21 protein-coding genes are annotated in these 24833 nt (G+C 64.6%); 8 read left to right on the top strand and 13 right to left on the bottom strand.

Features of this window, described 5'->3' with window-relative positions; translation table 11 throughout:
• Window positions 1-122 precede the first annotated feature (122 nt).
• Together mdlC and ABIA30_RS06810 are read left to right on the top strand one after the other, a co-directional pair.
• On the top strand, window positions 123-1736 hold the full coding sequence (gene mdlC / locus ABIA30_RS06815) for a benzoylformate decarboxylase (protein WP_370063494.1): 1614 nt from the start codon (window positions 123-125) through the stop codon (window positions 1734-1736).
• Between the two features lie 267 nt (window positions 1737-2003).
• Window positions 2004-2762 carry a hypothetical protein gene (locus ABIA30_RS06810; RefSeq protein WP_370063492.1) on the top strand — a complete coding sequence of 253 codons (759 nt, stop codon included), beginning with the start codon at window positions 2004-2006 and terminating at the stop codon, window positions 2760-2762.
• Between the two features lie 37 nt (window positions 2763-2799).
• Here the strand turns inward: ABIA30_RS06810 and ABIA30_RS06805 are convergent, their stop codons facing one another.
• Window positions 2800-3753, bottom strand: a complete 954-nt coding sequence (locus ABIA30_RS06805; protein WP_370063490.1) for a 2-hydroxyacid dehydrogenase — start codon at window positions 3751-3753, stop codon at window positions 2800-2802.
• A gap of 305 nt (window positions 3754-4058) precedes the next feature.
• Here ABIA30_RS06805 and ABIA30_RS06800 point away from each other — a divergent pair, with 305 nt between their 5' ends.
• The 3 genes from ABIA30_RS06800 to ABIA30_RS06790 are packed head-to-tail and all read left to right on the top strand — an operon-like array spanning window position 4059 to window position 6788.
• On the top strand, window positions 4059-4499 hold the full coding sequence (locus ABIA30_RS06800; RefSeq protein ID WP_370063488.1) for a tautomerase family protein: 441 nt from the start codon (window positions 4059-4061) through the stop codon (window positions 4497-4499).
• Entirely contained in the window at window positions 4492-5667 is a 1176-nt protein-coding gene (locus ABIA30_RS06795; RefSeq protein ID WP_370063486.1) for an alpha-hydroxy-acid oxidizing protein, read from the top strand. Before ABIA30_RS06800 ends, ABIA30_RS06795 begins: the two co-directional genes overlap by 8 nt.
• A gap of 29 nt (window positions 5668-5696) precedes the next feature.
• Window positions 5697-6788 carry a mandelate racemase/muconate lactonizing enzyme family protein gene (locus tag ABIA30_RS06790; RefSeq protein WP_370063484.1) on the top strand — a complete coding sequence of 364 codons (1092 nt, stop codon included), beginning with the start codon at window positions 5697-5699 and terminating at the stop codon, window positions 6786-6788.
• A gap of 1 nt (window position 6789) precedes the next feature.
• On the opposite strand, the gene ABIA30_RS06785 is transcribed toward ABIA30_RS06790, so the two are convergent.
• The 4 genes from ABIA30_RS06785 to ABIA30_RS06770 all read right to left on the bottom strand — a co-directional run bounded on the left by ABIA30_RS06785 (window position 6790) and on the right by ABIA30_RS06770 (window position 10522).
• Window positions 6790-7740, bottom strand: a complete 951-nt coding sequence (locus ABIA30_RS06785; protein WP_370063482.1) for an SDR family NAD(P)-dependent oxidoreductase — start codon at window positions 7738-7740, stop codon at window positions 6790-6792.
• A 115-nt stretch (window positions 7741-7855) separates the two neighbouring features.
• On the bottom strand, window positions 7856-9100 hold the full coding sequence (locus ABIA30_RS06780) for a PucR family transcriptional regulator (protein WP_370063480.1): 1245 nt from the start codon (window positions 9098-9100) through the stop codon (window positions 7856-7858).
• A 185-nt stretch (window positions 9101-9285) separates the two neighbouring features.
• Entirely contained in the window at window positions 9286-10041 is a 756-nt protein-coding gene (locus ABIA30_RS06775; protein WP_370063478.1) for an NADPH-dependent F420 reductase, read from the bottom strand.
• Window positions 9977-10522 carry a YceI family protein gene (locus ABIA30_RS06770; RefSeq protein ID WP_370063476.1) on the bottom strand — a complete coding sequence of 182 codons (546 nt, stop codon included), beginning with the start codon at window positions 10520-10522 and terminating at the stop codon, window positions 9977-9979. The genes ABIA30_RS06775 and ABIA30_RS06770 overlap by 65 nt, the downstream gene beginning before the upstream one ends.
• Window positions 10523-10808: 286 nt before the next feature.
• On the opposite strand from ABIA30_RS06770, the gene ABIA30_RS06765 reads away from it, so the two are divergent.
• On the top strand, window positions 10809-11255 hold the full coding sequence (locus ABIA30_RS06765; protein WP_370065422.1) for a MarR family winged helix-turn-helix transcriptional regulator: 447 nt from the start codon (window positions 10809-10811) through the stop codon (window positions 11253-11255).
• Here ABIA30_RS06765 and ABIA30_RS06760 read toward each other — a convergent pair.
• The 4 genes from ABIA30_RS06760 to ABIA30_RS06745 form a co-directional block, all read right to left on the bottom strand.
• Window positions 11252-12130, bottom strand: a complete 879-nt coding sequence (locus ABIA30_RS06760; RefSeq protein ID WP_370063474.1) for an oxidoreductase — start codon at window positions 12128-12130, stop codon at window positions 11252-11254. The two genes, ABIA30_RS06765 and ABIA30_RS06760, sit on opposite strands and share 4 nt — an antisense overlap.
• A gap of 32 nt (window positions 12131-12162) precedes the next feature.
• Window positions 12163-12957, bottom strand: coding sequence for an enoyl-CoA hydratase/isomerase family protein (locus ABIA30_RS06755; protein WP_370063472.1), 795 nt, complete (start codon window positions 12955-12957; stop codon window positions 12163-12165).
• A 26-nt stretch (window positions 12958-12983) separates the two neighbouring features.
• A complete protein-coding gene (locus tag ABIA30_RS06750) occupies window positions 12984-13763 on the bottom strand; it encodes an FkbM family methyltransferase (RefSeq protein WP_370063470.1) in 780 nt (259 codons plus the stop codon).
• A gap of 130 nt (window positions 13764-13893) precedes the next feature.
• Entirely contained in the window at window positions 13894-14577 is a 684-nt protein-coding gene (locus ABIA30_RS06745) for a TetR family transcriptional regulator (RefSeq protein ID WP_370063468.1), read from the bottom strand.
• Window positions 14578-14722: 145 nt separating this feature from the next.
• Here ABIA30_RS06745 and ABIA30_RS06740 point away from each other — a divergent pair, with 145 nt between their 5' ends.
• Window positions 14723-15775: a flavin reductase family protein gene (locus tag ABIA30_RS06740; RefSeq protein ID WP_370063466.1), complete on the top strand. Its 1053-nt coding sequence runs from the start codon at window positions 14723-14725 to the stop codon at window positions 15773-15775.
• A gap of 36 nt (window positions 15776-15811) precedes the next feature.
• A complete protein-coding gene (locus ABIA30_RS06735; protein ID WP_370063464.1) occupies window positions 15812-16921 on the top strand; it encodes a fatty acid desaturase in 1110 nt (369 codons plus the stop codon).
• On the opposite strand, the gene nei2 is transcribed toward ABIA30_RS06735, so the two are convergent.
• The 4 genes from nei2 to ABIA30_RS06715 all read right to left on the bottom strand — a co-directional run bounded on the left by nei2 (window position 16853) and on the right by ABIA30_RS06715 (window position 24810).
• On the bottom strand, window positions 16853-17623 hold the full coding sequence (gene nei2 / locus ABIA30_RS06730; protein WP_370063462.1) for an endonuclease VIII Nei2: 771 nt from the start codon (window positions 17621-17623) through the stop codon (window positions 16853-16855). The two genes, ABIA30_RS06735 and nei2, sit on opposite strands and share 69 nt — an antisense overlap.
• Window positions 17623-18594, bottom strand: coding sequence for an NAD(P)H-dependent flavin oxidoreductase (locus ABIA30_RS06725; protein WP_370063460.1), 972 nt, complete (start codon window positions 18592-18594; stop codon window positions 17623-17625). The genes nei2 and ABIA30_RS06725 overlap by 1 nt, the downstream gene beginning before the upstream one ends.
• A gap of 63 nt (window positions 18595-18657) precedes the next feature.
• Entirely contained in the window at window positions 18658-20154 is a 1497-nt protein-coding gene (locus ABIA30_RS06720; protein ID WP_370063458.1) for a UbiD family decarboxylase, read from the bottom strand.
• Between the two features lie 192 nt (window positions 20155-20346).
• A complete protein-coding gene (locus ABIA30_RS06715) occupies window positions 20347-24810 on the bottom strand; it encodes an ATP-dependent helicase (protein WP_370063456.1) in 4464 nt (1487 codons plus the stop codon).
• Window positions 24811-24833 lie beyond the last annotated feature (23 nt).

Here is a 24833-nt window from a genome sequence, read left to right as displayed (position 1 = left end):
CGTCATACGTTGTCCTCGGCGATATCGACGGCAAAGCGGCCAGGCGCGAATGTTGTATCCGAACGTAGTCCGGGTGTTCCCGACGTGTGATCCACGGCGGTGCAGAAAGGATCGGTAGGACCATGGCAGAAGCAAGAACCGTCCACGAGGTCACCTACGACTTGCTTCGGACGCTGGGGTTGACCACGGTGTTCGGCAATCCTGGTTCGACCGAGCAGACGTTCCTGAAGAACTTCCCCGATGACTTTACGTATGTCCTCGGTCTGCAGGAGGCCTCGGTGTTGGCCATGGCTGACGGGTTCGCCCAGAGCACCGGAAAACCTGCGCTGGTCAACCTTCACACTGCCGCGGGTACCGGAAATGCGATGGGCAGTCTGGTGGCGGCGTACAAGGGCAACACCCCGCTGATCGTGACGGCCGGCCAGCAGACTCGCGAAATGGTCTTGTGTGAACCGTATTTGAGCAACCCGGACGAAACGGTGTTTCCGCAGCCGTGGGTGAAATGGGCCTATGAGCCCAAGCGTGCGCAGGACGTGCCGGCCGCGTTCATGCGCGCCTACACGGTGGCACTGCAGCCACCCGCCGGGCCGGTGTTTCTCTCGATCCCACTGGATGACTGGGAGAAACCGGCTCTGGGGCCGGCGGTGATCCGCACGGCCAGTCACCGGGTCAGCCCGGATGCCCAGCGGTTGCGGGGCTTCGCCGAGCGGATCAACAAGGCGCAACGGCTGGCCCTGGTCTTCGGCCCGGAGGTCGACCGTGCCGGGGCATGGGACGCCGGCGTGGCGTTCGCAGAGAAGGTCGGAGCGCCGGTGTACAGCGGCGCCTTGCCGGACCGGGCGTCGTTCCCCGAGGATCACCGGCTGTATCAGGGACAGCTGCCGATGACCGTCGCCGGCGTCACCGAGACGCTGCAGGGCTACGACCTGGTGGTGGTGATCGGAGCGCAGGTCTTCCGCTACTACCCCTACGTGGCGGGTGAGTGGCTGCCCGAGGGGACCGAATTGTTGCAGATCACCAATGATCCGCGCCTGGCCGGCACAGCGCCGGTTGGCGACAGCGTGCTCGGCGACGCGTTGTTGAGCTTGGAGCAGTTGGTGACCATGGTCGACGATCACAGCGACCGGCAGGTGCCCGCGGCGCCCAAAGACACCAGTGCAGTGGACCTGACCGGGTCGGCGCCGCTGGCCCCCGACGCGGTGTGGGCGACGTTGCGCAGCGTCAAACCGGCAGACTCGCCGCTGGTCACCGAATCGACCTCGACGCTGGCGCAGCAAGTACGATTCCTGCCCACTGTTCGGCCCGCGTCATTCTTCGCGACGGCCAGCGGCGGCATCGGCTGGGGGGTACCCGGGGCGGTCGGTATCGCATTGGGAGACCGGGCTCGCGGGGTCAAACGCACTGTGGTGGCCACCATCGGCGATGGCTCGTTCGAATACTCGGTGCAGGCCATCTACACGGCGGCCCAACACAAACTGCCGATTGTTTTCGTGGTGATGCGTAACGGCGAATACTCGATCCTCAAGTCATTCGCGGTGCTGGAGCAGACCCCGGGCGTGCCGGGATTGGACCTGCCCGGACTCGACATTGCTTCCATCGCTGTGGGTTTCGGGTGCCGGGCGGTCAACGTCGACACTACCGAGAAGCTCGCCGTCGAATTCAACGCGGCGCTCACGGCCGACGGGCCCACCGTGATCGTGGTGCCGACCAGCCCCATATCCACGCACCTGGGATAGGTGTCGTGCCCGGTTGCCGTAGCAGGCACCCGCCGGTGAGAGCGAACCGGCGGTCGTGATGACGCAGGCTCGCCTCAACGACCTCGCAGTCGCCGTCTACGGCACGATCGCTCCCCGAGGGTCCGGGTGTGGTCTGGATGGGGACAAGAAGGCCGTGCAGAAATACGAGTTCTGTTGACATCGAAGCGAAATAGCGCCCGCGTAGCGACCATTTCCCGACTCTCGTGGGCGTTGGTCGACTTGACACTGCTGTGCGGGAGTGCGGCGTTGGGCTTTCTGCTGAAATCGCAGGTCTTGGGACCCTATACGCACAACGAGGCGCTCGATTTCATGAGTGTGATCACGGCATTCCTCGTGACCACCGCGGCCATCGTGATGGGATTGCTGATCAACACGGCCAAGAATTTCGTTGACAACATCGAAGACCATTGGGCCATGTATGCGGCACAGCTGATCCGACTCGACCAATGCATGCGCAATTACGGACCTGAGTCCCAGCCCATGCGAAGTCGGCTGCAGAGCTTTACTGCCGCCGCGATCGCCAACTGCTGGCGCAGCGAACCCGCACCCACCGGTGTGGCCTATCCAGACGTGCGCACGATGTCCCGCGAAAACGCCAGTCTGGTGCTGAGTGATCTGCTCAATGGCATCAAGCTCGAGATCTTTCGGGCCAAACCGAGCAGCCCCTTCCACGAGAGGGTGGTGGCAGACTGCCTCGACCAATATCAGGACTTTGCCCGGGCCCGATGGTCGCTGTTGACCGGGCCGCAGAGGTCGATACCGGCCGCATTCCTGCGTGTGCTGGTGTTCTGGCTGATGACGATATTTTTGTGCTTCGGCCTGCGCGCACCGGCCAGCCCCATTGCCATCCTCATGATCGGGCTATCCGCAATTACGTTGTGCAGCATGCTGTTTACCATCTTGGACATGGTTGACCCGTACGACGGCGTTTACGATGTGTCCAGCGGGGACATGCGTCGCGTCCTGAGCCTCATGCTCGAGCACAACCCGAGCGAGCCCGGCTGATCGGGCCCCCAGCCCGTTCATCAGTCCCGGCGGTGCGCTACCGGGTCGGCACGATGACGGGAGTGGTGAGGGTGCCGCTGGTCAGGTACTCATCGAGGTTTCGCAGCGTAAGTGCCGCCATTGCCGCTCGCGTGCGTGCCGTCGCGCTACCCACGTGTGGTAGCGCGACGACGTTGTTCAACTCCCGGAGTTGTTGTGGCACAACGGGCTCATCGGCATACACGTCGAGTCCGGCACCGGCGAGCCGTCCTGCGGTCAACAGCTCGATGAGTGCCGTTTCGTCGACGACGCTGCCCCGACCGATGTTGATGAGATACCCCTCGGGGCCCAGTGCCTCAAGCACGTCGCGATTCACCAGCGGCGGTGCGTCCTTGCTCCCGCCGGTTGCCACCACCAGCACGTCAACTGATTTGGCCAGGTCCACTGGTGAGGGTGCGTATTGGTAGTGCGAATCGGGAATCTGGCGGCGGTTGTGATAGCTGATGGCACAGTTGAATCCGGTGAGTCGGTGAGCTAGCGCCGAACCGATGTGACCCAGACCGAGGATTCCCACCCGAGCCCCGGAGACGTCCCGAGTCAACGGGAATGGCCCCTCGGCCGACCAGTGGCCGGCGCGCGTGTAGCGCTCAGCGGCACCGAAGCCGCGCACTGTCATGAGCATCAGCCCGACCGCGGTGTCGGCAACGCTGTCAGTCAGCGCGTCGGCGGTATTGCTCACCCCGATTCCCAGCCGACGGGCAGCGTCCATATCGATGGTGTCGTAGCCGTCCAGGTAATGGATGATCGCGCCGAGGTTGGGTAGCGCGCGCATCAACGCGGCGTCGATCGGGGCTTGGCCGGCATCGACGATCACTCTGACCGTCGCCGCGTGCTCGGCCAGAAAATCGGCACGACCTGCATCCAGGGGCAGTACCGCTGCTTCGTACTTCTCGGTCAATGCCTCGGCGAGCGTAGGCGGAACCCCGCCGACCTGTAGAACGGTGGTGGGCATCAAAGACTCCCTCTGTCGTGACCGCAATTGAACTCTCATATTGCCGGGTTGCGTCTCCGGGGTGTGGTTATCGGATCCGACGTCGCCGAGTCCTGCATATCGTTACCCTGCCGTCATTGAAGTGTGGGGGAGCGGTCGCCTGATACTGCCCACTTGCTGTGAGCAACCATGCCGGGACCTGTTGTCCGCCAAGGTGATTGTTGGCTGCCACATTCCAAGGTGCCGGAAGTTGTAGCCGGTGATATCGACGGCGAGACGGGAATGCGCGATGGTGATATCCAGACACGCGACAGCTGGGAGCTGCGATGCCGATCTACACCTGCACCGCCAATAATTCGACGTTCACCGCGCAGACCAAGCAGGCACTGGCGGCGGAAGTCGCCGCCATTCACGCCGAGATCAACCATGTGCCAAGCACTTACGTCAACGTGGTGTTCCACGAGCTGCCGCCCGACGATGTGTACACCGACGGCGTGCCGGCGGCCCCGGTGCTGATGAACGGCTGGGTCCGCCAGGGGCACCCAGCCGATGAGACCACCCGTCTGGCCACCGAGGTGGCCGCCGCTATCACACGCATAACGGGTGTCGAGGCCGAGCGAGTGCTGGTCGTCATCGGCAACAGCCCGGCGTACGGCGCGGTCGAAGGAGGCCGGGTGCTGCCAGAGCCCGGACAAGAGGCTGCCTGGATCGCCGATGACCAGCGCCGCCGACAACAGAACGCGGAGAGGAGCAACACCGGTGCCTAGCAATTTCGGTGACTTTCAGCTGGGCGTGTACCTCGACGCGGTGCATGGGGTAACCACCCGCTATCCCTTCGATTTCCAGACCATCCAGAAGAAGGCGTCGGAGGCCTTGCCGGACTGGGTCTATCGATATGTGTCGGCGGCGGCAGGGGACGGCCGTACCCAGCAGGCCAACATCGACGCCTATGCGCATTACGGGATCACGCCGAGGATGATGGTCAGTCCGCCGCAGCGGGATCTGTCGATCGAGTTGTTCGGCAAGCGGTTGCCGTCGCCGATCTTCCTGTGCCCGATCGGTCTGGTGGGGTTGTGCGCGCCCGACTTTCACGGTGACGTGGCCGCCGCTCAGGCGTCGGCGGCCACCGGGGTGCCCTACACGCTGTCGACGTTCAGCCAGAACCCGATGGAGGAGGTGATCAGCCACGCAGGCAGCACGCCGAACTTCTTCCAGCTGTACATGCCTACCGATCGGGAGTTGGCCGCCAGCTTCATCAACCGGGCCGAGAAGGCCGGATACTCAGCGCTGATCGTGACGGTCGATTCCTGGACGTTGGGCTTCCGGCCGACCGACCTGGCCATCGGGAACTTTCCTCAGTTCCGCGGCTTCTGCATGCAGAACTACTACTCGGACGAGAATTTCACCAAGCATCTGGCCAAACCACCGCAAGAGGATCAGGCTGCCGCGCTGACGCACTACGCCAAGATCTTTGCGCACCCGGTGACTTGGGAGGATCTGCGCTGGATTCGGTCGCAGACGACTATGCCGATCGCCGTCAAGGGCATCCAACATCCCGACGATGCCCGACTGGCGATCGACAACGGCGCCGATGTGCTGTATTGCACCAATCATGGTGGGCGTCAGGCAAATTCGGGAATCTCGACGCTACAGCTGCTGCCGGGGGTGGTTGAGGCCGCGGGATCCACGCCGGTGATGTTCGATTCGGGCGTGCGCAGCCCCATCGATGCGGTGATCGCGCTGGCGCTGGGGGCAACAGCGGTCGGGATCGGCCGGCCCTATGCCTATGCGTTGTCCTACGGTGGCGCGGAGAGTTTGACTCACTACCTCAAGTCTTTCCTGGCCGAATTCGACCTGACGCTGGCGATCTGTGGATTCAAAGACGTGGCGACTCTCAAGGAAGCGGGCTGCCGGCCGACGCTGACCGCTCGGTAGCAGCGCGCCGATTTCCAGAAGGGAATTCGATGAAGATCAGCGATGTCAGGCTGTCCATCCTGCGCACCGAACTCGACGAGACCGTGATTCCCACACAGGGTGCGGTGGACAAGATGCCCGAGTTGGTGCTGGTGTCGGTGTCCACGCAGGAGGGCATCGACGGGCACTACGTCAGCTATCTGATTCCCGCGAAAGCGGCCGAACACGCCGCGGAGGTGGCCAGGACCCTTCTGGTCGGCCGTGATACCTACGACATCGCCGCGCTCAGCGATGAGATGACCAATGCGCTTCCGCCATACTCGAATCCGCCGGCCTTGGCCGGAGCCGACGCCTGTTTGTGGGATATCAACGCCAAGGCCGCGGGCCTGCCGCTGTACAAGTATCTGGGCGCGCACCGTGACAAGATCCGCGCCTACGCCAGTACTGTCGCCTACCCGACCGTCGACGGCTATCTCGAAGCGATCCGTGACGCGGTCGCGCAGGGCTTCACCGCGGCGAAGTTTCATCCCTTCCGTGACGCCAAGCGCGACATCGAACTGGCGCAGGCGATCCGACGCGAGTTTCCCGACATCGATCTGATGATCGACCCGGTGTGTGCCTACACGGTTCCCGAGGCATTGGCCGTGGGTGAGGTCCTGCAGGAGCTGGACTTCTACTGGTTCGAGAACCCGATCTCGGATCTGGATCTGCAGGGGCTGGCGTTCTTGGCGGGCAAGCTTGATGTGCCGCTGGCGGTCGGGGAACAGAACTTCGCCGGATTCCCGGCCATGCGTGAGTATCTGAAGAGTGGCGTGGGGTTCTACGTCCGTAGCCTCGCCGAGTACGCCGGTGGCGTCACCCAGATGCGCAAGTCTGCGCACGCCTGCGAGGCCTTCGGACTCAACTACGAGATTCACAGCTACGGCCCGACGCTGAATCTGGCGATGTACCTGAATGTGGCTCTGTCGGTGTCCAATTGCGACTTCGCCGAAGTGATGGTTCCGCAGAATCTGCTGAGTATGGGTATGTCTGACCTGCCGGTCGTGGACCACGAGGGCTACTTGCTGGCACCCGAAAAACCCGGCCTGGGTTACGACATTGACCTCGATGCAGTGGAAAACCTGACGCTGCAGCGATTCTGAGTCACTCGGTACTCGTCAGCGCGGTCGAAACCTGCCACAGGCGTTCGGCATTCGCCGAATCGAGGGCATAAGGGGCCACGCCTGCAGTGTGCTGTCCGCGCTCGGCGACCACGGGAGACTCCTGGCAGTCTTCGAAGTACCGCCCGGTGATCCCTTCGACTTCGGGGCTGCCGGCCAAGAGCACCGACGTGGCCGCGCCCTGTTCGATGGACTTGCCCTGTGGCAGGGCAAGTTCCGTCTGTTCGCCGAATGCTGCCAGGTCGTCTGGCCCCATATGCCGGGCCAGAGCCGTGCTGGCCACGTTGCCCGGCATCACCGCGTTCGCAACGATGCCGTCCGCCGCCCATTGTTGCGCTGCACCTACCGCGAAAAGGACGTTGGCGGTTTTCGACTGGCCATAGGAGGTCCACTGGTCGTAGGGCCGGAACCGGTAGTGCAGGTCGTCGAAAACCACTGGCGAGAAAAGGTGCCCGATCGAGGCGACGGACACCACCCGGGCGCCGTTGGCCGCTGCCAGCCAGCGATGGAGGCCGACGGTGAGGGAGAAGTGGCCGAGATGATTTGTCGCGAACTGCATTTCGTACCCGGTGGGTGTTCTGGTGAGTTGCGGCAGGGCCATCACGCCGGCGTTGTTCACCAGGACATGCAGCGGGCCGTCCCACGCTCGATGAAATTCGGTCACAGACAATGGATCGGCCAGATCGAGCCGGGCCACCCGAAGCGCGCCGGCGTCAGAAGGTAGATGCGCGGCGATGCCTTCAGATGCGCGGTGGCCCGCATCGGTGTTCCGGACTGCCAGGGTCACCTCGGCGCCCGCGGCCGCGAGTACCCGGGCAGTTTCGGTGCCGATGCCCGAACTCGCGCCGGTCACCACGGCCCGTAGACCGTGAAGATCGACACCTTCGAGGACTTGGGCCGCGGTGGTAGCCCAACCAAAAGAGTTTCGCGCCATCGGTATCTCCTGTCGCCGGTTCCCCCAGGACATCCTTGTCGTCACGCGGTGCCCGGTCTATGTCAGATTTGACAGCACTCAAGCATTCGGAGTGTGCCGCGGGACAATCGGCGGTTCAGTCCTGGATCAGCCGGTGGCGCACTTCAAACGCCAGACACAATTCGGCGATGTCGCGCGGCCGGGACAATGATCTGCCCGTTCGCTTCTCGATCCGGCGCAGCCGTTGACGAACCGTATTCGGATGGCAGGCAAGGAGTTCGGCAGTCGCCCGGATCGAACCATCCGTCTCCTGCCAGGTTTGGAAGGTTTCGAAGAGCGCGGCGCGATCGTCGTCGGACAAGTCGTCGAATTTCGCGAAGAGGGGGCGGACCGACTTGATCATCAGGTCCGGTGAGGACACTGCGGCGGTCGCCAGTAGAGAGCCGTCGAACATCACGATCGGCGACGATTGCCCCGCCGGACTGGTCATCGCCACCTTGGCGAAATGCAGTGCGTCGGCGCATTCGCGCAGATCGTCGAACTGTGCGCTCACTCCGACCCGGACACGTCTGGCGCACACGCGTGAGACCAAGTCGAGCGTTCGCTTCAGGTGTGGAGCGGATGCGATATGCACAATGCCGACCTGTAGATCCGGTAGCAATCGCCAGACCGAGTACACGTCCAGGCTGCGCAGTTTGGCTTCCATCTGCGGCAGCGCGATGGATCCGACGGCCGGAAGTTCGGTGGCAATGACCACGAAAGGCCCGGTAGTCGGCAACTGCAAGTGGTTGGCCGCCGACCAGGACGCCCAATGGCTGTGGACCTGGCGTTGCAGCAGCGCATCCACCACGGAATCGCGGTACGCGTCCTGCCCTAGCAGTCGTCGATTCTGCTCACCGCGGTAGCCGGCCACCATCGCCTGGGTGTAGCCGTCCTCGAGGGTGTGCATTCTGACGGTCAGGCGGCGTAGCCCCTCGGGATCGCTTTCCGGGGTCAGCTCGGCTTCGGCGACGATCATCTCCCACAGCCGTCGCAGGGCCACATGGTCGCGCTCGATGGCTTCTGCGAGCGGTTGGTTGTTTTGTGCGCGTGCGATTCCGGTCCGATGAGCGGAGCTGGGCTCGTATTCGGTGCCGTCAGCCAACGCGACCAGAATGGCGTACAGGTTCTGTCCACAGGTTTGCGACGGGGAGTGCGCCTCTGCGGCTCCGACGCTGCTGTCAGGGATCGGGGTTTGCTCCGCGACCGCGTCGGCCAGCGCCCCCATGAGTTCGTCGATCCGGTCGATCATTCCGCGGAGCACCAGCGACAACCGAGGCCGTGGCGAGTCAGTGTGGACGCGGTGGCCGTTGGTACGAGGCGCGGCCGGCGTGGTGGTCACAGGTGCCGTCGCCTCCATAACGTGGCCTGTCCTGAGCCTCGGACGAGGCTGGTCGGAGCGGCCGCCATTCGGTTTACCACGTATTCACCGGTGCTGCCCGACGAATCGTCACGGCGCCGGAGCCGGTATTCGGCCCGCGATTTTGGCGTGCTGCATCACGGTCATCGGGACGCAGCACGCCAAGATCACTCAGCGGCCAGTAGATCGTGGCCGGCCAGTGGACCGCCGGCTTGCTGCAGGCGGCCGCCTTCGTCGAGACCGCCGAGATCGATCGGCACGTAGCCGAGATCACCGATCAGTTGGTGTACCGTCTGCTTCGCGCCGGCATCGTCACCGGAAACGAACAGCACGCGTCGCGCCGTGCCTTCCTGGGGACCCTTCTCGAAGTTCACCATGCCAATCGAGTTGAAGGCCTTGACAACTCGGGCGCCGGGGGCGTGCTTCGCGACGACGACGCTCGCGCTGCCGCCCTCAAGATCGGCAAGTTCCAGCGGGTCGAAGCTGATGAACGGATTTGTCGCGTCGATGAGAATGCGGCCCTGCCAATCGGGCAGCGGGTCGAGCACCTCGGGCACCGCCCACCACGGGACCGCGAGCAAGACGATTTCGGATGCGGCTGCCGCAGTCACTGAGGCGGCCTCGGCGCCGATGTCTTGGGCTACCGGCGTCAGGGCCTCTGCCCCGCGAGCGCTGGATAATTTCACGCGGTGACCCACGCGGGCCAACTGCCGTCCTACTGCCTGGCCTACCTGTCCGGCGCCAATGATGCCAATTTCCATGGTCTTTTCCTTTTCTGCGGTGAGCCACGTTGGTGGCGTGCAACGCCGGGCCGGGCGAACAGGCTGCGGGGAACCCGGCCCGGCGTTGCGGTTCGGTTCACGCCTGCTTGACGGCCTCGATGTTGAGGGTGATGGTGACCTTGTCGCCGACCACGGCGCCACCGGTCTCCATCGGGAGGTCGAGATCAATGCCGAAGTCCTTGCGGTTCAACACAACCGACGCCTCGTAGCCGGAGACCTCGCCGTAGCCCTGTCCGGGGCTCACGCCGTTGAATTCCAGGCTCAGCGTGACCGGACGGGTAACGCCCTTGATGGTCAGGTTTCCGTCGAGCAGGTAGTCCGAGCCGTTCGGTCGCACTGCCGTCGAGGCAAAGGTCGCGACCGGGTAGTTCGCGGCGTCGAAGAAGTCCGCAGACTTGACGTGGCCGTCGCGCTGCTCGTTGCCGGTGCTGAGGGAGGTCACGTCGATCTCCGCGGTGACCGACGGCGTGCCGTCAGCGGCGACGGTGATGGCGCCATTGAAGTTCTCGAACTTTCCACGCACTTTGCTCACCATCAGGTGGCGTACCGAAAACTCGACCGACGAGTGGGCGGGGTCGATCGCCCAGGTGCCGACGCTGAGGGGAGCGGTTGCTGTGGTCATGTGCCTGTCCTTTTGTCTGTGTGAGTGTCGGCCTCTCCGACCCTCTGGGTGGTCTAACCGGACCGCGGTCCGGTCTATTCCGGTCAATTCGTCGGAGTTGTCGTCAATCGCTGACCACCCGATGCGTCTGGAGTTTGGCTCGGGCGTTCGTGGCCAGTTCACGGGTTACGGATAATGAAGGTGAAACATCCAGCAGAAAGACCGTGACATGCCGCGTTCCCGCCGCTCACCGACTTGTGACAACTCATGGCTGACGCCGCCACAGCAGCGTGCCTGGGTGGCGTTCATGCACGTCCAGCTGCGGATGAACTACGAGATCAACAACCAACTGCAACGCGACAGCGGACTGTCCCTGGCTGACTACCACGTGATGAATCCACTGAGCATGGCCCCGGACAACAGGATGCAGGTCACCGACCTGGCCGGTTTCATCGGATGGGAACGCAGCCGGCTGTCCCACCACCTGCGCCGGCTGACCGAGCGGGGCTTCACCGAGCGCGTGCAATCCGCCGATGACGGCCGGGCCACGGACGCGGTGCTGACCAAGAAGGGCATGGCAGCCCTGGAAGCCGCGGCCCCGGGCCACATGGAGCACGTGAGGAAGCTGTTCTTCGACTCGCTGCCCGAGGATCTGATCGCTCCTTTCACCGCAGCGCTGGAACACATCCAGGTCAGCCTCAACATGAATTCGTCATTGCCACCGGTGCCGCTGTACCCGAACCGTCCGAACTAACCCGGCGGCCAGGCGTCGCTGAGTCGGTCGATCTCGTCGTCGCGCAACGTCAACGACCCGGCAGCCAGGTTTTCCGCCAGATGACCCCGGCTGCGGGTTCCCGGGATCAGCAGGATGTTGTCGGCGATCGCCAGCAGCCAGGCCAGTGCGACCTGGGTCGGTGTGGCGCCGTGACTGGCGGCGACGTCCACGACCACGGCGTTGGTGCGGATGGCGTCGCGTTGATCACTGGGAAATCCCAACGGGCAGAAGGGAACGAAGGCGATACCCCGCGAGATGCAGTCGCGGAGGACGGCCTCGGATGACCGGTCGGCAAGGTTGTACGCGTTCTGTACGCAAACGATGTCGGTGATCTCGAGTGCGGTCAACAGGTGTCGATGGCTGACATTGCTGACCCCGACACCCGCGATCAGACCTTCATCGCGGGCGTTCACCAACGCACCGAGTTGGTCGGCGAACCGCTGATTGGGCACCGCCTTGTCCATCACCCGGAGGTTCACGGCCGTGAGTTGTTCCTTGCCCAGGGTGGTCAGGTTCTCCTCGATCCCTGCGCGCAGTTGGTCGGGGTCGTCGTAGGGCAACACCGCGCCGACATCGTCACGCCGCGCAGCCACCTTGCTGACCACAGCCAGGCCTTCGGGATAGGGGAACAACGCTTCGCGGATGAGTTCGTTGACCACACCGGGGCCGTAGAATTCCGCGGTGTCGATGTGATCGACACCTGCATCGACCGCAGCCCGCAGGACGGCGATCGCTTCGCCGCGGTCTCGCGGTGGCCCGAATACCCCGTCGCCTGCCAGCTGCATCGCACCGTAGCCGACTCGCCAAACATCTTTGTCCGCCAGGGGATAACGCCCGCCGGGCATCGTGTCCATGACCGCACGCTAACACTATTTTGCATGATACATCAATCTTTAATCGGTGGTTTTCGTTCGCCGAAGGCCTTCGTGGCCAGCCCCAATTCGCCCGCGGTGGAGGCCAGGATCTGGCTGCGGTTCTCCACGTGTAACGCGGACTGCAGGCTCGATGCCTCCAGGTTGGCCCACAGCACCTGTTTGGTCGACTCGACGCCGAATTTTCCGTAGCTGCAAAGAGTTTCGGCAATCTGTAGGCCGTCGGCAACCACATCGCCGGCTGACAGTCGGGATACCAGGCCCAACTGCAGTGCCTCGGCGGCCTCAACGGTGCGGGCGGTGAGGATCAGATCGAACGCCTGCCCGGCGCCGACGATGCGGGGCAGCGTGTAGCTCACCCCGATGTCGCAACCACCGATCCCGAGCTTGATGAACTGCGTGCAGAACCGGGCACCGGGACCGGCGATCCGGATGTCACAGGCCAGCGCAACGGCGAACCCGCCGCCGTACGCCGGCCCGTTGACCGCGGCGATCACCGGTTGGCGCAGGCCCTGAATCCGGGTGGTCAGCTCGGCGATGCGCTCCTGCCACCGCATGCCCGAACGCGGAAACTCCAGTCCGCCACCGGCTTCCGGTGGGTTGGGGTCGGAAAGGTCCAAGCCCGAACAGAATCCGCGGCCCGCGCCGGTGAGCACCACGGCACGGCATTGGCCGTTGCGGTGGATCTCATCAAGCGTGTGGTGTAGCGCCTCGACCAACTCGTAGTTGAGCGCGTTGAGCTTCTCGGGTCGATCCAGGGTCAGGACGGCGACGTCAGGGCGGGGATAGACAAGAGTCAGCGGCGGCATGCGCCGACTCTATGCCGCGCGACGACTCAGGCGGACTGAGAATCCAGCAGGTGGAACTGGGCGATACCGCCGTAGTGCACCATCGAATGCGTCTGTGTCAACGGGTTGGTCTCGAAGATCTCTTCGACGTACAGCTTCTTGATCTTGCGAGCCAATTCGACCGGAATGTTGGCGATCACCGCTTGCTCCAGCCCTTCGATGTCAACCTTCAGGACGTCGATACGACCGTGCTTGGCGACAACGTTTTCCAGCACCGTCCGTGAATTCACGCAGGGCACCGTCAGGGTGTGACTCAGGCCGGCTCTGTTGACGCCGCCGTATCGACCGGATTCTTCCCAGCAGAACTCGACGTCGCCTTCAGCGGTGCCGACCGCGACCTCCTGTAGTTCGTACCGGCCGTCGAACGGCCGCAGGTTGTCGCGCAGCCGCGCGATGTTCGTCGGCAGGGGCTCGAACAGATAGGCAAACGCCGACGCGTTGCGGGTGAGGAAATAGGCCGCGGAGATCCCGATGTTCGAACCGAAGTCGACGATCACCTTGTCGGAGATGTCCGCGAGGTAGTCATTGCGGCAGAAGATCTCGTTCAGCGTGAGCAGGTCGTCAGGGGAGTACAGGGTCAGGTCGATGTCGGACTGCGGGGTGCGCACCGGAAAGGTAGCGGGGTATTCGCCGCTGCGAGTGAGGTACCGGTGGAGCATGTTGACCGGGTGGTCATACAGTCGCACCATGTTGATCGCAGCGACGTAGTTGCGACGCGCCACCACTGCATGGGCGATCCTGGCGAGGTCTCGTCCGCCAACCTGCATGCTTACCTCCATAGTGCGTATTGCTCATAGCGCGTACCGCTCCCAGCATCCTGACAGCTTGCCCGCGAGACAGCGTAGTCACGGCGGCGCCAAATCTACCGGCAAGGCCACAGACTAATCGCCGTGGAAGTCAATTGCTGCTTTGCCAGCCGCGGACGCCGACGGCGATCATCCGGAGCTGCTTGAGCGCGGTGCCGCGGACCTCGGCGATCGATTGTGCATCGTTGGCGTCCTCGACGGCTTCGGCGATGGCGATCATCGAATTGACGAACAAGCTTGCCAGGATGTTGAGGTCCGCACTGCTCCAGCTATGTAGTCCGGGAACCCGGGCGAGGTCGATGGCCAGTTCGGAGGTGATCAGGCGGATCTCGGTGCGAATGGCGTACCGCAGGACGGTGACGCCGCTGTTGCGTTCACGGCTGATGAATCGCCAGTGCTCGCGGCGTTCGATGACGCTGTTGATCAGGATGTCGACCGACGACTCGATGATGCGCTTGGGGTCGAGTTGGCCGGCGCGGCCATTGCGCAGCATCTCGCGCAGAGCGCGGAAGGATTCGTCGATCAGGACCAGACCAAGGGCCTCCATGGTCTCGAAGTGCCGGTAGAAGGCGGCGGGCACGATGCCGGCCTCTCTGGTCACCTCGCGCAGGCTCAGCGCGCTGAAGCTGTCTTCTTCCAGCAGTTTGAGGGCCGCGGTGATGATCGCGCGGCGGGTCGCCTCTTTGCGTTCTTCGCGGGAAAGGGGGTCCTGGGAGCGAGAGCTCCTGGAACGACTCGACCGATGGTCTCGTGAACCAGGGTTACGAGTGTTCACTGAAAAAAGTGTACACAGGTTAACTAATTCGCTGATTGATACAGATGTATCGGTTTCAAGCACACATACGTTCACGGTGTGATCCCCATGACAGCCTGCGGTTTAGCTATTGACGTGAACGGATGAAGGCGTGCACTGTGTACATATGTTCACTGAAACCTTGAGCCGCAAGATTCGAGGCTCCGCCCTGGTTGGCATCCTCACCGGCCCGCATGGTGTGGACCGGTACACCGAAGCTTTCGACCGCACCTGGACGCTGGGTGAGGCCCGCGCCCGGGTGGTCGCGGTCCGTCGTCAGACGCCGCGCAGCGTCACCCTGACCCTGCAGCCCAATGACACCTGGCGGGGTTTTCAGGCCGGCCAGCACATCAACCTGTCCGTCGAGATCGATGGCCGCTCCCGTACCCGGTGCTACTCGCCGGCCAACGCCGAGGGCAGCCCCGTCATCGAACTGACCATCGGCCTGCACGACGGCGGCCAGGTCTCCACCCACCTGTACCGCAACGCCCGGCCGGGCATGGTCGTCGGCCTGGACTCCGTCGGCGGCGATTTCGTCCTGCCGGCGCAGCGTCCCCGGCGCATCCTGCTGGTCTCCGGCGGCAGCGGCATCACGCCGGTGCTCTCGATGCTGCGCACCCTGCGCGAGGAGAACTTCGACGGCGAAATCGCCTTCATCCACTACGCGCGCAACCCCGAAGAGGCCGCCTACGCCACCGAGCTGGCCGCGACTCCCAGCGTCACGGTGCTGCACGGCTACACCAGATCGAACCGGGGCGACCTGACCGGCCACTTCGGCCCGGACCACCTGGCCGCTGCGATGCCGAACCCCGACGCCGTGTTCGTCTGCGGCCCACCGGCTTTGGTCTCCGCGGTGCGGGAATTGTTGCCGGACGCCCGGTCGGAAAGTTTTGTGCCGCCGGTCATCGCGGTGCCGACCGACGCTTCGGGCGGCACCGTCGCGTTCACCGACAGTGCCGTCGCCGTTGTCGATGACGGCCGCTCGATCCTCGAGCAGGCCGAGGCCGCCGGACTCAACCCCCAGAACGGCTGCCGGATGGGCATCTGTCACACCTGCACCCGCAAGAAGATCAGCGGGCCAGTGAAGAACCTGATCACCGGCGCGGTCTCGACCGCGCCCGACGAAAACATCGAGATCTGCGTGACCGCTCCGTGCGGCGACGTCCAGATCGACCTCTAGAACCTTCAAACCACCCATCAGGCAAAGGAATTCATCATGACTAAGACTCCGATGACCCCCGAGCAGTTCGAGACCTTCGGCCGCGAACTCGACGCCATCCGCGAGCGCGTGCTCGCCGACCTGGGCGAGCGTGACGCCGACTACATCCGCGATATCGTCAAAAAGCAGCGCGGCCTGGAGGTTGCCGGGCGGGCTCTGATGTTCCTGCCGCCGGCCTGGCCCGTCGCGGTCGCGCTGCTCGGTGCGTCAAAGATCCTGGACAACATGGAGATCGGCCACAACGTCATGCACGGCCAGTACGACTGGATGGGGGATCCGGGATTGCGCGGCCAGGAATTCGAATGGGATTCGGCCTGCCCATCGGATCAGTGGCGGCACTCGCACAACTACATGCACCACACCTACACCAACGTCGTCGACATGGACCGCGACATCGGTTACGGCGTGCTGCGGATGAGCCCGGACCAGAGGTGGAGCCCGTACTACCTGGGCAACCCGGTCTACGCGTTCCTGTTGATGGTGTTCTTCCAGTACGGCGTGGCGCTGCACGAGCTGGAAACCGAGCGCATCCGCTCTGGCGAGATCAGCATCCGGGACAAGAAGGACACGCTCAAAGAAATCTGGGCCAAGGTCCGCAAGCAGACCCTCAAGGACTACGTGGCGTTCCCGCTGCTGGCCGGACCGTTCGCGCCGTTCGTGTTCACCGGCAACATGGCCGCCAACCTGATCCGCAACGTGTGGTCGTACACCATCATCTTCTGCGGTCACTTCCCCGCGGGCACCCATGAATTCACCATCGAAGAGACCATCAACGAGACCCGCGGCCAGTGGTACTACCGGCAGTTGCTGGGCTCGGCGAATATCTCGGGCGGACCTTGGTTCCACATCATGAGCGGCAACCTGTCCTTCCAGATCGAGCACCACCTGTTCCCCGACCTGCCGGCGCACCGCTACGCCGAGATCGCCACCGAGGTTCGGGCGATCTGCGAGCGTTACGACCTGCCGTACAACTCGGGCCCGATCCACAAGCAGTTCTTCTCGGTGGTCAAGAAGATCTGCCGGTTGGCTCTGCCGGATTCATGGTTGGCACAGCCTGCACCAGAAGATGATCCGGTCGTCGAGGTTCTGGAGCCGGTCGCCGTCTGATTCGATCAGCGTCCCGCACCTGCGACATGCCTGCCCGGTCCGGCCGTACACCCAGAGCCCGCGGCCGGGCCGGGTATCGCCCGTTGTGGTGCGATTCCACCTCGCCTTGTTGTGCCACAGCATGTCTCGGGCCCGCTGCACCAATCGCAGCGGGTCTTTGACTGTGCTGACCGGAGATTCGGGGTGGCGACCGACGATGAAACACAGTTCGTTGGCGTAGACGTTGCCGATGCCGGCCAGGTTGCGTTGATCCAGCAGGGCTCGGTGTAGCGGTCTTTGTGGTTCTTGGGTCAGGTTCTCCGCCGCAGTGTGGGCATCCCAGTCCTGGCCCAGCAGATCGGGCCCCAGATGCTTCACGGGCTCGTCGTCCTGGTCTCGGCGGAGGACCTCCAATGTGCCCAGATCGATTCCAGTCGCCCGAATATCGTTGGCTTCCAAAATGATTCTGACCCGATGATCGGGCCGTCGTGGTCCGGGGCCGACCTGCCACTTGCCCTCCATCTTCAGGTGGGAGTGAATGCTGGCGTCACCGATCCGGATGAACAGATGTTTGCCGCGGCTGATGACCTCATCGACCGTTTCGCCGGTGAGGTCTACCGTGGCGAACTGCGGAACGCGAATATCGCAGCGCGTCAGTACTTTTCCTTGCAGCGCCTCGCGGAGGACCGCGGCGGTGTGCCAGACCGTGTCGCCTTCGGGCATCAGCTGAGGCAGGCGTTGGCCCGAGCCAGCGCATGTTCGGCGTCATCGACAATCTTCTTGACCAGGACACCGGCTACTTCCAGGTGGTCGATCAGATCGAGTGCTTCGCCGGCCCAGATCGGCAGGTAATCGATGTTCTGCTCGGCGACCTTGTCCCGGAAATCGTGTTGCGCCTGTTCGTCTGCCTCCAGCTCCTGGTCGCGATGCTGCCACGTGTCCGTGAACACGCTACGCAGCGTGCGGGCTGGAAACTGTGCAGGCCAGCGTGTTTGGGGCGGCCGAGCAGCGATGTCGATGGCTCGGCCACTGGTGGTGTCGCTCGCGGTGGCGTTCAACATCGCCTTGGCTGCGGCCGCCGTGAGCAGGGATTCTTGGGTGGCCTCGAACCGGGTGCCGATCATGGCGCCGGCAGCACCCAGCGTCAGTGCCGCCGCGAGGCCACGACCGTCGGCAATGCCTCCCGCGGCCAGGACCGGCGTGCCGCCGGCGATGTCGACCACGGCCGGGACGAACGGCAGGGTAGACCTACCGCCGTGGTGGCCTCCGGCCTCTCTGCCCTGCGCCACCAATGCCTGGACACCCGCGTCGAGGGCCTGCTTCGCCTCGTCGAGCGTATGCACCTGGGACATCAGCGGGATTTTTGCTTTGTGAATGGCGTCGGCGAAGGGGGCCGGGTCACCGAACGACAACATGATGGCGGCGGGTCGTTGGGCGATCACCCAGTCGACGATCTCCTCGTTGACAGCCCACGTGAGCAGTCCTATGCCCCAAGGCTTTTCGGTGCCTCGGCGGGCGAGGATGCATTCGGTGGCCAGCCAGTCGAGGTTCCCGCGACCGCCGCCGATGAGGCCCAGTCCGCCGCCCTCGGATACCGCGGCGGCGAGTCGACCGCCGGACACGTCACCCATCGGCGCCAGGACGATCGGATGCTCGATGCCGAACAGTTCGGTCAGCCGGGTACGCAGGGCCATGCCCCACTCTATCCACCCGTCCAACGCGAACTTGATGACGAGTTTTCGGCAGAATCTGGATATCTACTTCACGTTCGGCGGGCTGCTACCCGTGCTGGACTCGTCGGCGCGAATGCGCTCGCGTAGCTCTTTGGGATAGAGCGTGTCGAATTTCGCCTGCCGGCCGTGGCCGTCTTCCAACGCCAGCAGCAGTCCGTCATGTACGACGATGGGCCCGCGTCCGCTATGTCGTTCGTCTTCGGTGTAGCACTGGTACCACGGCAAGATCGGGACTTCCCAGTGTTCCTGGCGTTGATCGGGGTGGATGCGGGTGCCGAGCGCCCACAGCACGTCGGATGTGTCGGTGGGGTCGATGTCGTCGTCGAGCACGTAGGTGACCGGGCACATGTGCCCGACTCGGTTGGCGCTCATCAGTTCGCCGATCCGGTGCACGAACTCGGTGGAGGTCGTGCCGGGGAGAATGTTGCGCCAACTCCGTGGGACGGTAACGACCATCCAATGACACGCAGTGTCGACCAGCAGCCATGCCGTCGTCACGGGTAGTCCGGCGCCGCGCAGCAGCGCCAGTAGCTCGGCGGATACTCCGAGGGCCGGGGCGATCTGCGAATCGTCGGGCGGGCGGCCGGTGGAGGTCACCGGCCAGATCGGATTGTCGCGGTGGGTGATCGCCTCGATGGTGTAGACGGGTTCCGGGGAGGTCTCGGGCAGCGCATAGCCGTGGAACTCGGCATACGGTCCCTCGGTTGCGTCGCGGGTGATCGAAACATGGCCCTCGATAACGACTTCCGCGCCCGCGGGCACTTCGAGATCCACCGTTTCGCACTTGACCACCTCAACCGGTTGGCCGTACAGCGTGCCTAGGTAGGTCGCTTCGTCCATCTCGGCGGGAATGGGCATGCCGCCGACGATCGGAATGCCGGGATCGCCACCCTGCACCACGGCGAACGGCATCGGCTCGCCGCGCTTGACCCATTCGGCCCAGATCATGCCGATGTGCTGCTGCGGCAGGAACAGACCGGTCATGTGCCGACCGTCGAGCATCATGATGCGGGAGATGGACCAGTTCGTCCACCGGCCGTCCGGCGTCTTCGCGACGATGATGCCCCAGGTGTTGACGTAGCGTCCGCCGTCGTCTTCGTGTACCAGCGGAATCGGGAAGCGATCCAGCGTGGCGTCGGTGCCGCGGAGGATGTTTTGTTTGCAGGGTGCGGATTCCGCCGAGACGAGGGTGGGTGGAATCGGCGATTTCCGGTGCACGGCGACCAGATGCTCGACAAGATCCTGCGCGGATGCGTCATAGGGCAGTCCCAGTGACAGCGCAATACGGGCCAGCGGATGTTTTGTATCGCCGGACAATGCGCCGCCGGCGCCGAACATCCAGAATCCGGGTGCCACGCCGTCGACGTTGGTGAACAACGGCGCCGGGCGGCGCTGCTCGGTCGACCAGCGGGTGATGGCCGCGGCCTCGAGTTCCGCGCTGACCGGACGATCGATGCGTTCGACATCGTTGATCGATACGAGTGCGTCCAGATACGCGCGGAGGTCCGTGATCGGAGCCATCAGATGTTCACCGCCTTGAGTTTCGTGGCCGGATTGGTTCGGTTCCCGAGTCTCAATATCGACGTGTTGACCGGCGCTGTCGATGGACTGGTTGACAGCCCGAAGGGCACCTCGGTGTGCCCGGGTACAACGGTCCGAACGAACGGTCCGAACGGCACCTCGGCCGCCGCGTCGGGTCTCTGGGCACAGATATCAGCGCAGCCGCAGGCCCCGCGGAGTGCGGGCGAACCCGGCATCGGCCAACGCGAGGTGCGCGGGAGATCCCGCCGCGGCGGGATCCAGCACCGAAATGCCATTGACCTTCTCGATCAGCAGCGACTGCAGCCGGCCCGTGCTGACCAGATCGGCCAAGGCGCCGGCGGCGGCGCGCTGGGATTCCTGGGTAGCGCCGAACGACAACAACGACTTGCCGCCACGTTCGGCGAACCACACCAGGGCGCCGTCCACCAAGACGACCAACGCGCCGGCCTTGCGGCCCGGGCGGTGTCCGGTGTCGGACGGTTCGGGCCAGGGCAGTGCCACGCCGTAGGGGTTGGCCGGGTCGGTCGCAGCCAGTACCACCGTCGCGTAGTCGGGGTTGTGGGGGTCGATGTTGTCCTGGTACGTGCGCAGTCGGTCGACCGTCGATGCCACCGCAAATTGTGCTCCGCCAAGGGATTCCACGAAGTAGCCGCGCTGGCACCGGCCGGCTTCCTCGAATGCGCTCAGCACCTTGTACAGGGTGGCGAACCCGCCAGGCAGGCCGTCGGCGGCGCCGCGGGTGATCACTCCGTATCTGCCCAGCAGCAGTTCGGCTTGGAAGTGAGCGCGCACAGTGGATTCCGGTTCGGCTGGCGGCAGCGCCGACCAGCGGCCGGCCACGGTGGGATCGGTGCGGGTCTGCGGCCGGGCGACGCTGTAGCGGCTGAGCCGCGGCGGGCGGCTGCGCTGCCGGTGCGCGCCGCCACTCTTGCCGCTCAGCACCGAGCGGACCGGAGCGAAGGTATCACCGGTCACCCAGCCGGACCAGATCAGTTCCCACAGAGCCTGTTTCGCATCACCGCTGTCGTCGGGCGCGAGTTGCCGGAAGAAGTAGGCCCCGCCGCCCGCCAGCGTGTCGAGTAGTTCGCGATGGGTTTCGGTGAAGTCGATCTCGGTGGCCGGCGTCAGCGACAGCGGTGCCGTCTCGGCCCGGTGGAACACCACCCAGCCGTCATTGCTGCCGATCTGCCCGGCGCCGGACCAGGTGACCTCGCCGGAAGCCAGCAGTTCGTCGAGCATGGCGGGTTGATAGTCGGACACGCGGTGGCCGAACACCAGCGGTTCGACCGCGGAGGCCGGTATCGGCACCCCGGCAAGCTGTTCGATGACCGATGCCAGGCCATCGACGCCGCGGGCATCGCCGACTTGTTGCCAGGCTGACAGGAATCGGGCGTAGGCCGCGGTGGTGACCGGCTCGATCTGGGCGCGCAGTGCCGCCAGCGATCGGCGCCGCAGGATCTTGAGCACGGTGGCATCGCACCATTGCTGTTCGGGCCCGGTGGATTCGATGAACTCGCCGCGAATCAGCTTGCCGTCCAGCACCATCCGGCTCAGCACATCGGCAGTGACGCGCAGGCCCAGGCCGAAGCGGCCCGCAGCTTGTGTCGTGGTGAAGGGGCCGTTGGTGCGGGCGTAGCGGCCCAACAATTCGCCGAGCGGATCGGACACGGCAACGGTGAAGCCGGCTGGGACGCCGACGGGAATGGCAACGCCGAGGCCGTCGCGCAGCAGGCCCATTTCCTCCACCGCGACCCACCAGGTCTGTCCCGCGAACGTCACCGGGACGGCTCGTCTGGCGGCGTACAGCGCCTCGCACCACGCTCCGACATCGGTGGCGGTGGACCGTTCTCGGAGTTCCTCGATGCTCAGCGGTCCGAGCAGGCGCAGTAAGTCGGCGACGCCCTCGGCATCGCGCGCGGCACGTTCGTCGGTCAAGTGCTGGAGCTGACGGGTGGTCGAGGCGATGACCTCCGGGTCGAGCAATTCTCGGAGCTCCACGCGGCCCAACAGCTCGGCCAGCAGAGTCGGGTCCAAAGACAGTGCAGCAGCTCGGCGTTCGGCCAACGGGCTGTCGCCCTCGTACATGAATGCCCCGACGTAGCCGAACATCAGGGATGCGGCGAACGGTGACGGCGTGGCGGTCTGCACTTCGAGGACACGGATCCGGCGCTGGTCGATGCGCCGCATGACCTCGACGAGCATCGGCACGTCGTAGACGTCCTGCAGGCATTCCCGCACCGTCTCCAGGACGATCGGGAAGTCCGGGTACTTACGGGCGATGTCGAGCAGCTGGGCCGCGCGCTGACGCTGGTGCCACAACGGCGAGCGCTTACCCGGGTGGCGCCGTGGCAGCAGCAGTGCGCGGGCTGCGCATTCCCGGAATCTCGAGGCGAACAATGCAGAGCCACCGACCTCCGCGGTGACGATCGGCTCAACCTCATCGGGTTCGAAGACGAAAAGCTCTGCCCCTGGCGGATTCTCACCCGTGTCCGGCAATCGCAGGACGATGCCGCTGTCGGAGGCGGTGGGCTTCTCGTCGAGACCGTAACGCTCCATGATGCGCCGGCCCACCGCCAGTGCCAGCGGGCCGTGCACCCGCAGGCCGTAGGGGGAGTGCAGCACAATGCGCCAGTCACCGAGTTCGTCGCGAAACCGTTCGACCACGAAGGTGGTGTCGGTGGGGACCGTACCGGTGGATTGCTTTTGTTCGTCGAGCAGCTGCCACAGATTATCGGTGGCGTAGTCGTTGAAACCGATTGTCCGGCAGTGCTCGTCGAACTCAGTGCGATTCTTTCCGGCCAGGTCTCCGGTGAACGCGCCGATGGCCTCGCCCAGTTCAGCGGGACGTCCGACGGCGTCGCCGCGCCAGAACGGCAGTCGGGCCGGTTGGCCGGGGGCGGGTAGCACCAGCACCCGGTCATGGGTGATCTCGGTGATCCGCCAGCTCGTCGCGCCCAATGAGATGACGTCGCCGGGTCGGGACTCGTAAACCATCTCTTCGTCGAGTTCACCTACCCGCGATGGCTTTTCGTCGCCGGTGGCCAGGTAAACGGTGAACATACCGCGGTCCGGGATGGCTCCACCGGAGGTGACCGCCAGCCGCTGTGCGCCGGGCCGGGCGATCAGCGTCCCGTGGTCGCGGTCGTAGATCAGGCGCGGCCGCAGCTCGGCGAATTCGGTGGATGGATACTTGCCGGCCAGCAGATCCAGGGTGGCTTCGAACGCGCTGCGCGGCAACGCCGCAAAGGGGGCGCTGCGGCGTACCGCGTCGAACCAGCGATCGGCATCGAGCGGCTCCAGGGCGGCGGCGGCCACCGTGTGCTGGGCCAATACGTCCAGCGGATTAGCCGGCACCGCGAGGGTTTCGATCTCACCGGCCCGCATGCGTTGCACGCTGACGGCGCAGTCGATCAGGTCGGTGCGGTGTTTGGGCAGCAGTACGCCCTCCGAGATCTCGCCGACCTGGTGGCCGGCCCGGCCGATTCGTTGCAGGCCACTGGCCACCGACGGCGGGGCCTCGACCTGGATCACCAGATCGACTGCGCCCATGTCGATGCCGAGTTCCAGGCTGGACGTGGCGACCACAGCCTTGAGCAGTCCGCTCTTGAGTTCGTCCTCGACCTGGGCGCGCGCCTCTTTGCTCACCGAGCCGTGGTGTGCCTTGGCCAGAATGCTTGGTGCGCCGAATGTTTGGCCGCTGCCCATGATGTGCGCCGGGGCGCCTGCGCCGACCTTGGGATTGGGTTCATTGGGAAGGTCGATACCGGTGCGGGCGGCGTGAATTTCGTTGAGCCGTGCGGTGAGCCGCTCGGCGAGGCGCCGGGAGTTGGCGAACACCAGCGACGATCGGTGCGACTCGATGAGGTCGACGATGCGCTCCTCGACATCGGGCCAGATGGTATTGCCCTCGATATTGGCCATATCGGGCACCGGAACCTCGACGGCGAGGTCAAAGGTCTTGGCGGCGGGCGGTTTGACGATGGTGACCGGCTTGTCCCCGGACAGGAATCGTGCGACTTCTTCGGGTGGCTTGACGGTCGCGGACAGGCCGATGCGCTGGGCCGGCTTCTCGAGCAGCTGGTCGAGACGTTCGAGTGAAAGTGCCAGGTGTGCACCGCGTTTGGTTGCGGCGACCGCGTGGACCTCGTCGACGATGACGGTCCGGACGCTGGCCAGGGTCTCGCGGGCTGCCGAGGTCAGCATGAGGAACAGGGATTCGGGGGTGGTGATCAGGATGTCGGGTGGCTTGGCGATGAGCTGGCGGCGCCCCGCGGTGGTGGTGTCGCCGGAGCGGACGCCGACGGTGATGTTGGGGGCAGTGCGGTCCAGGCGTTCGGCGACACGGGTGATGCCGGTCAGCGGCGTGGACAGGTTGCGTTCGACATCGACTGCCAGGGCCTTCAGTGGCGACACGTAGAGGACCTTGGTGCCTTTGGATTCTGGTGCCGTGGCCAGTTGGTCGATGGCCCAGAGGAAGGCCGCCAGCGTCTTGCCCGACCCGGTGGGGGCGATGACCAGGGTGTTGTTGCCGTCGGCGATGGCCTTCCAGGCCTGCGCCTGGGCCGGGGTGGGGGTCTGGAATGTGGACGTGAACCACTGCCGGGTCAGCTCGCTGAACCTGTCGAGTGGATTCACACGTCCATACTGCCCTGCGGGTC

This window comes from Mycobacterium sp. MAA66 (assembly GCF_041261665.1).
Classification (GTDB): domain Bacteria; phylum Actinomycetota; class Actinomycetes; order Mycobacteriales; family Mycobacteriaceae; genus Mycobacterium.
This window is presented reverse-complemented; position numbering and strand designations above follow the sequence as displayed.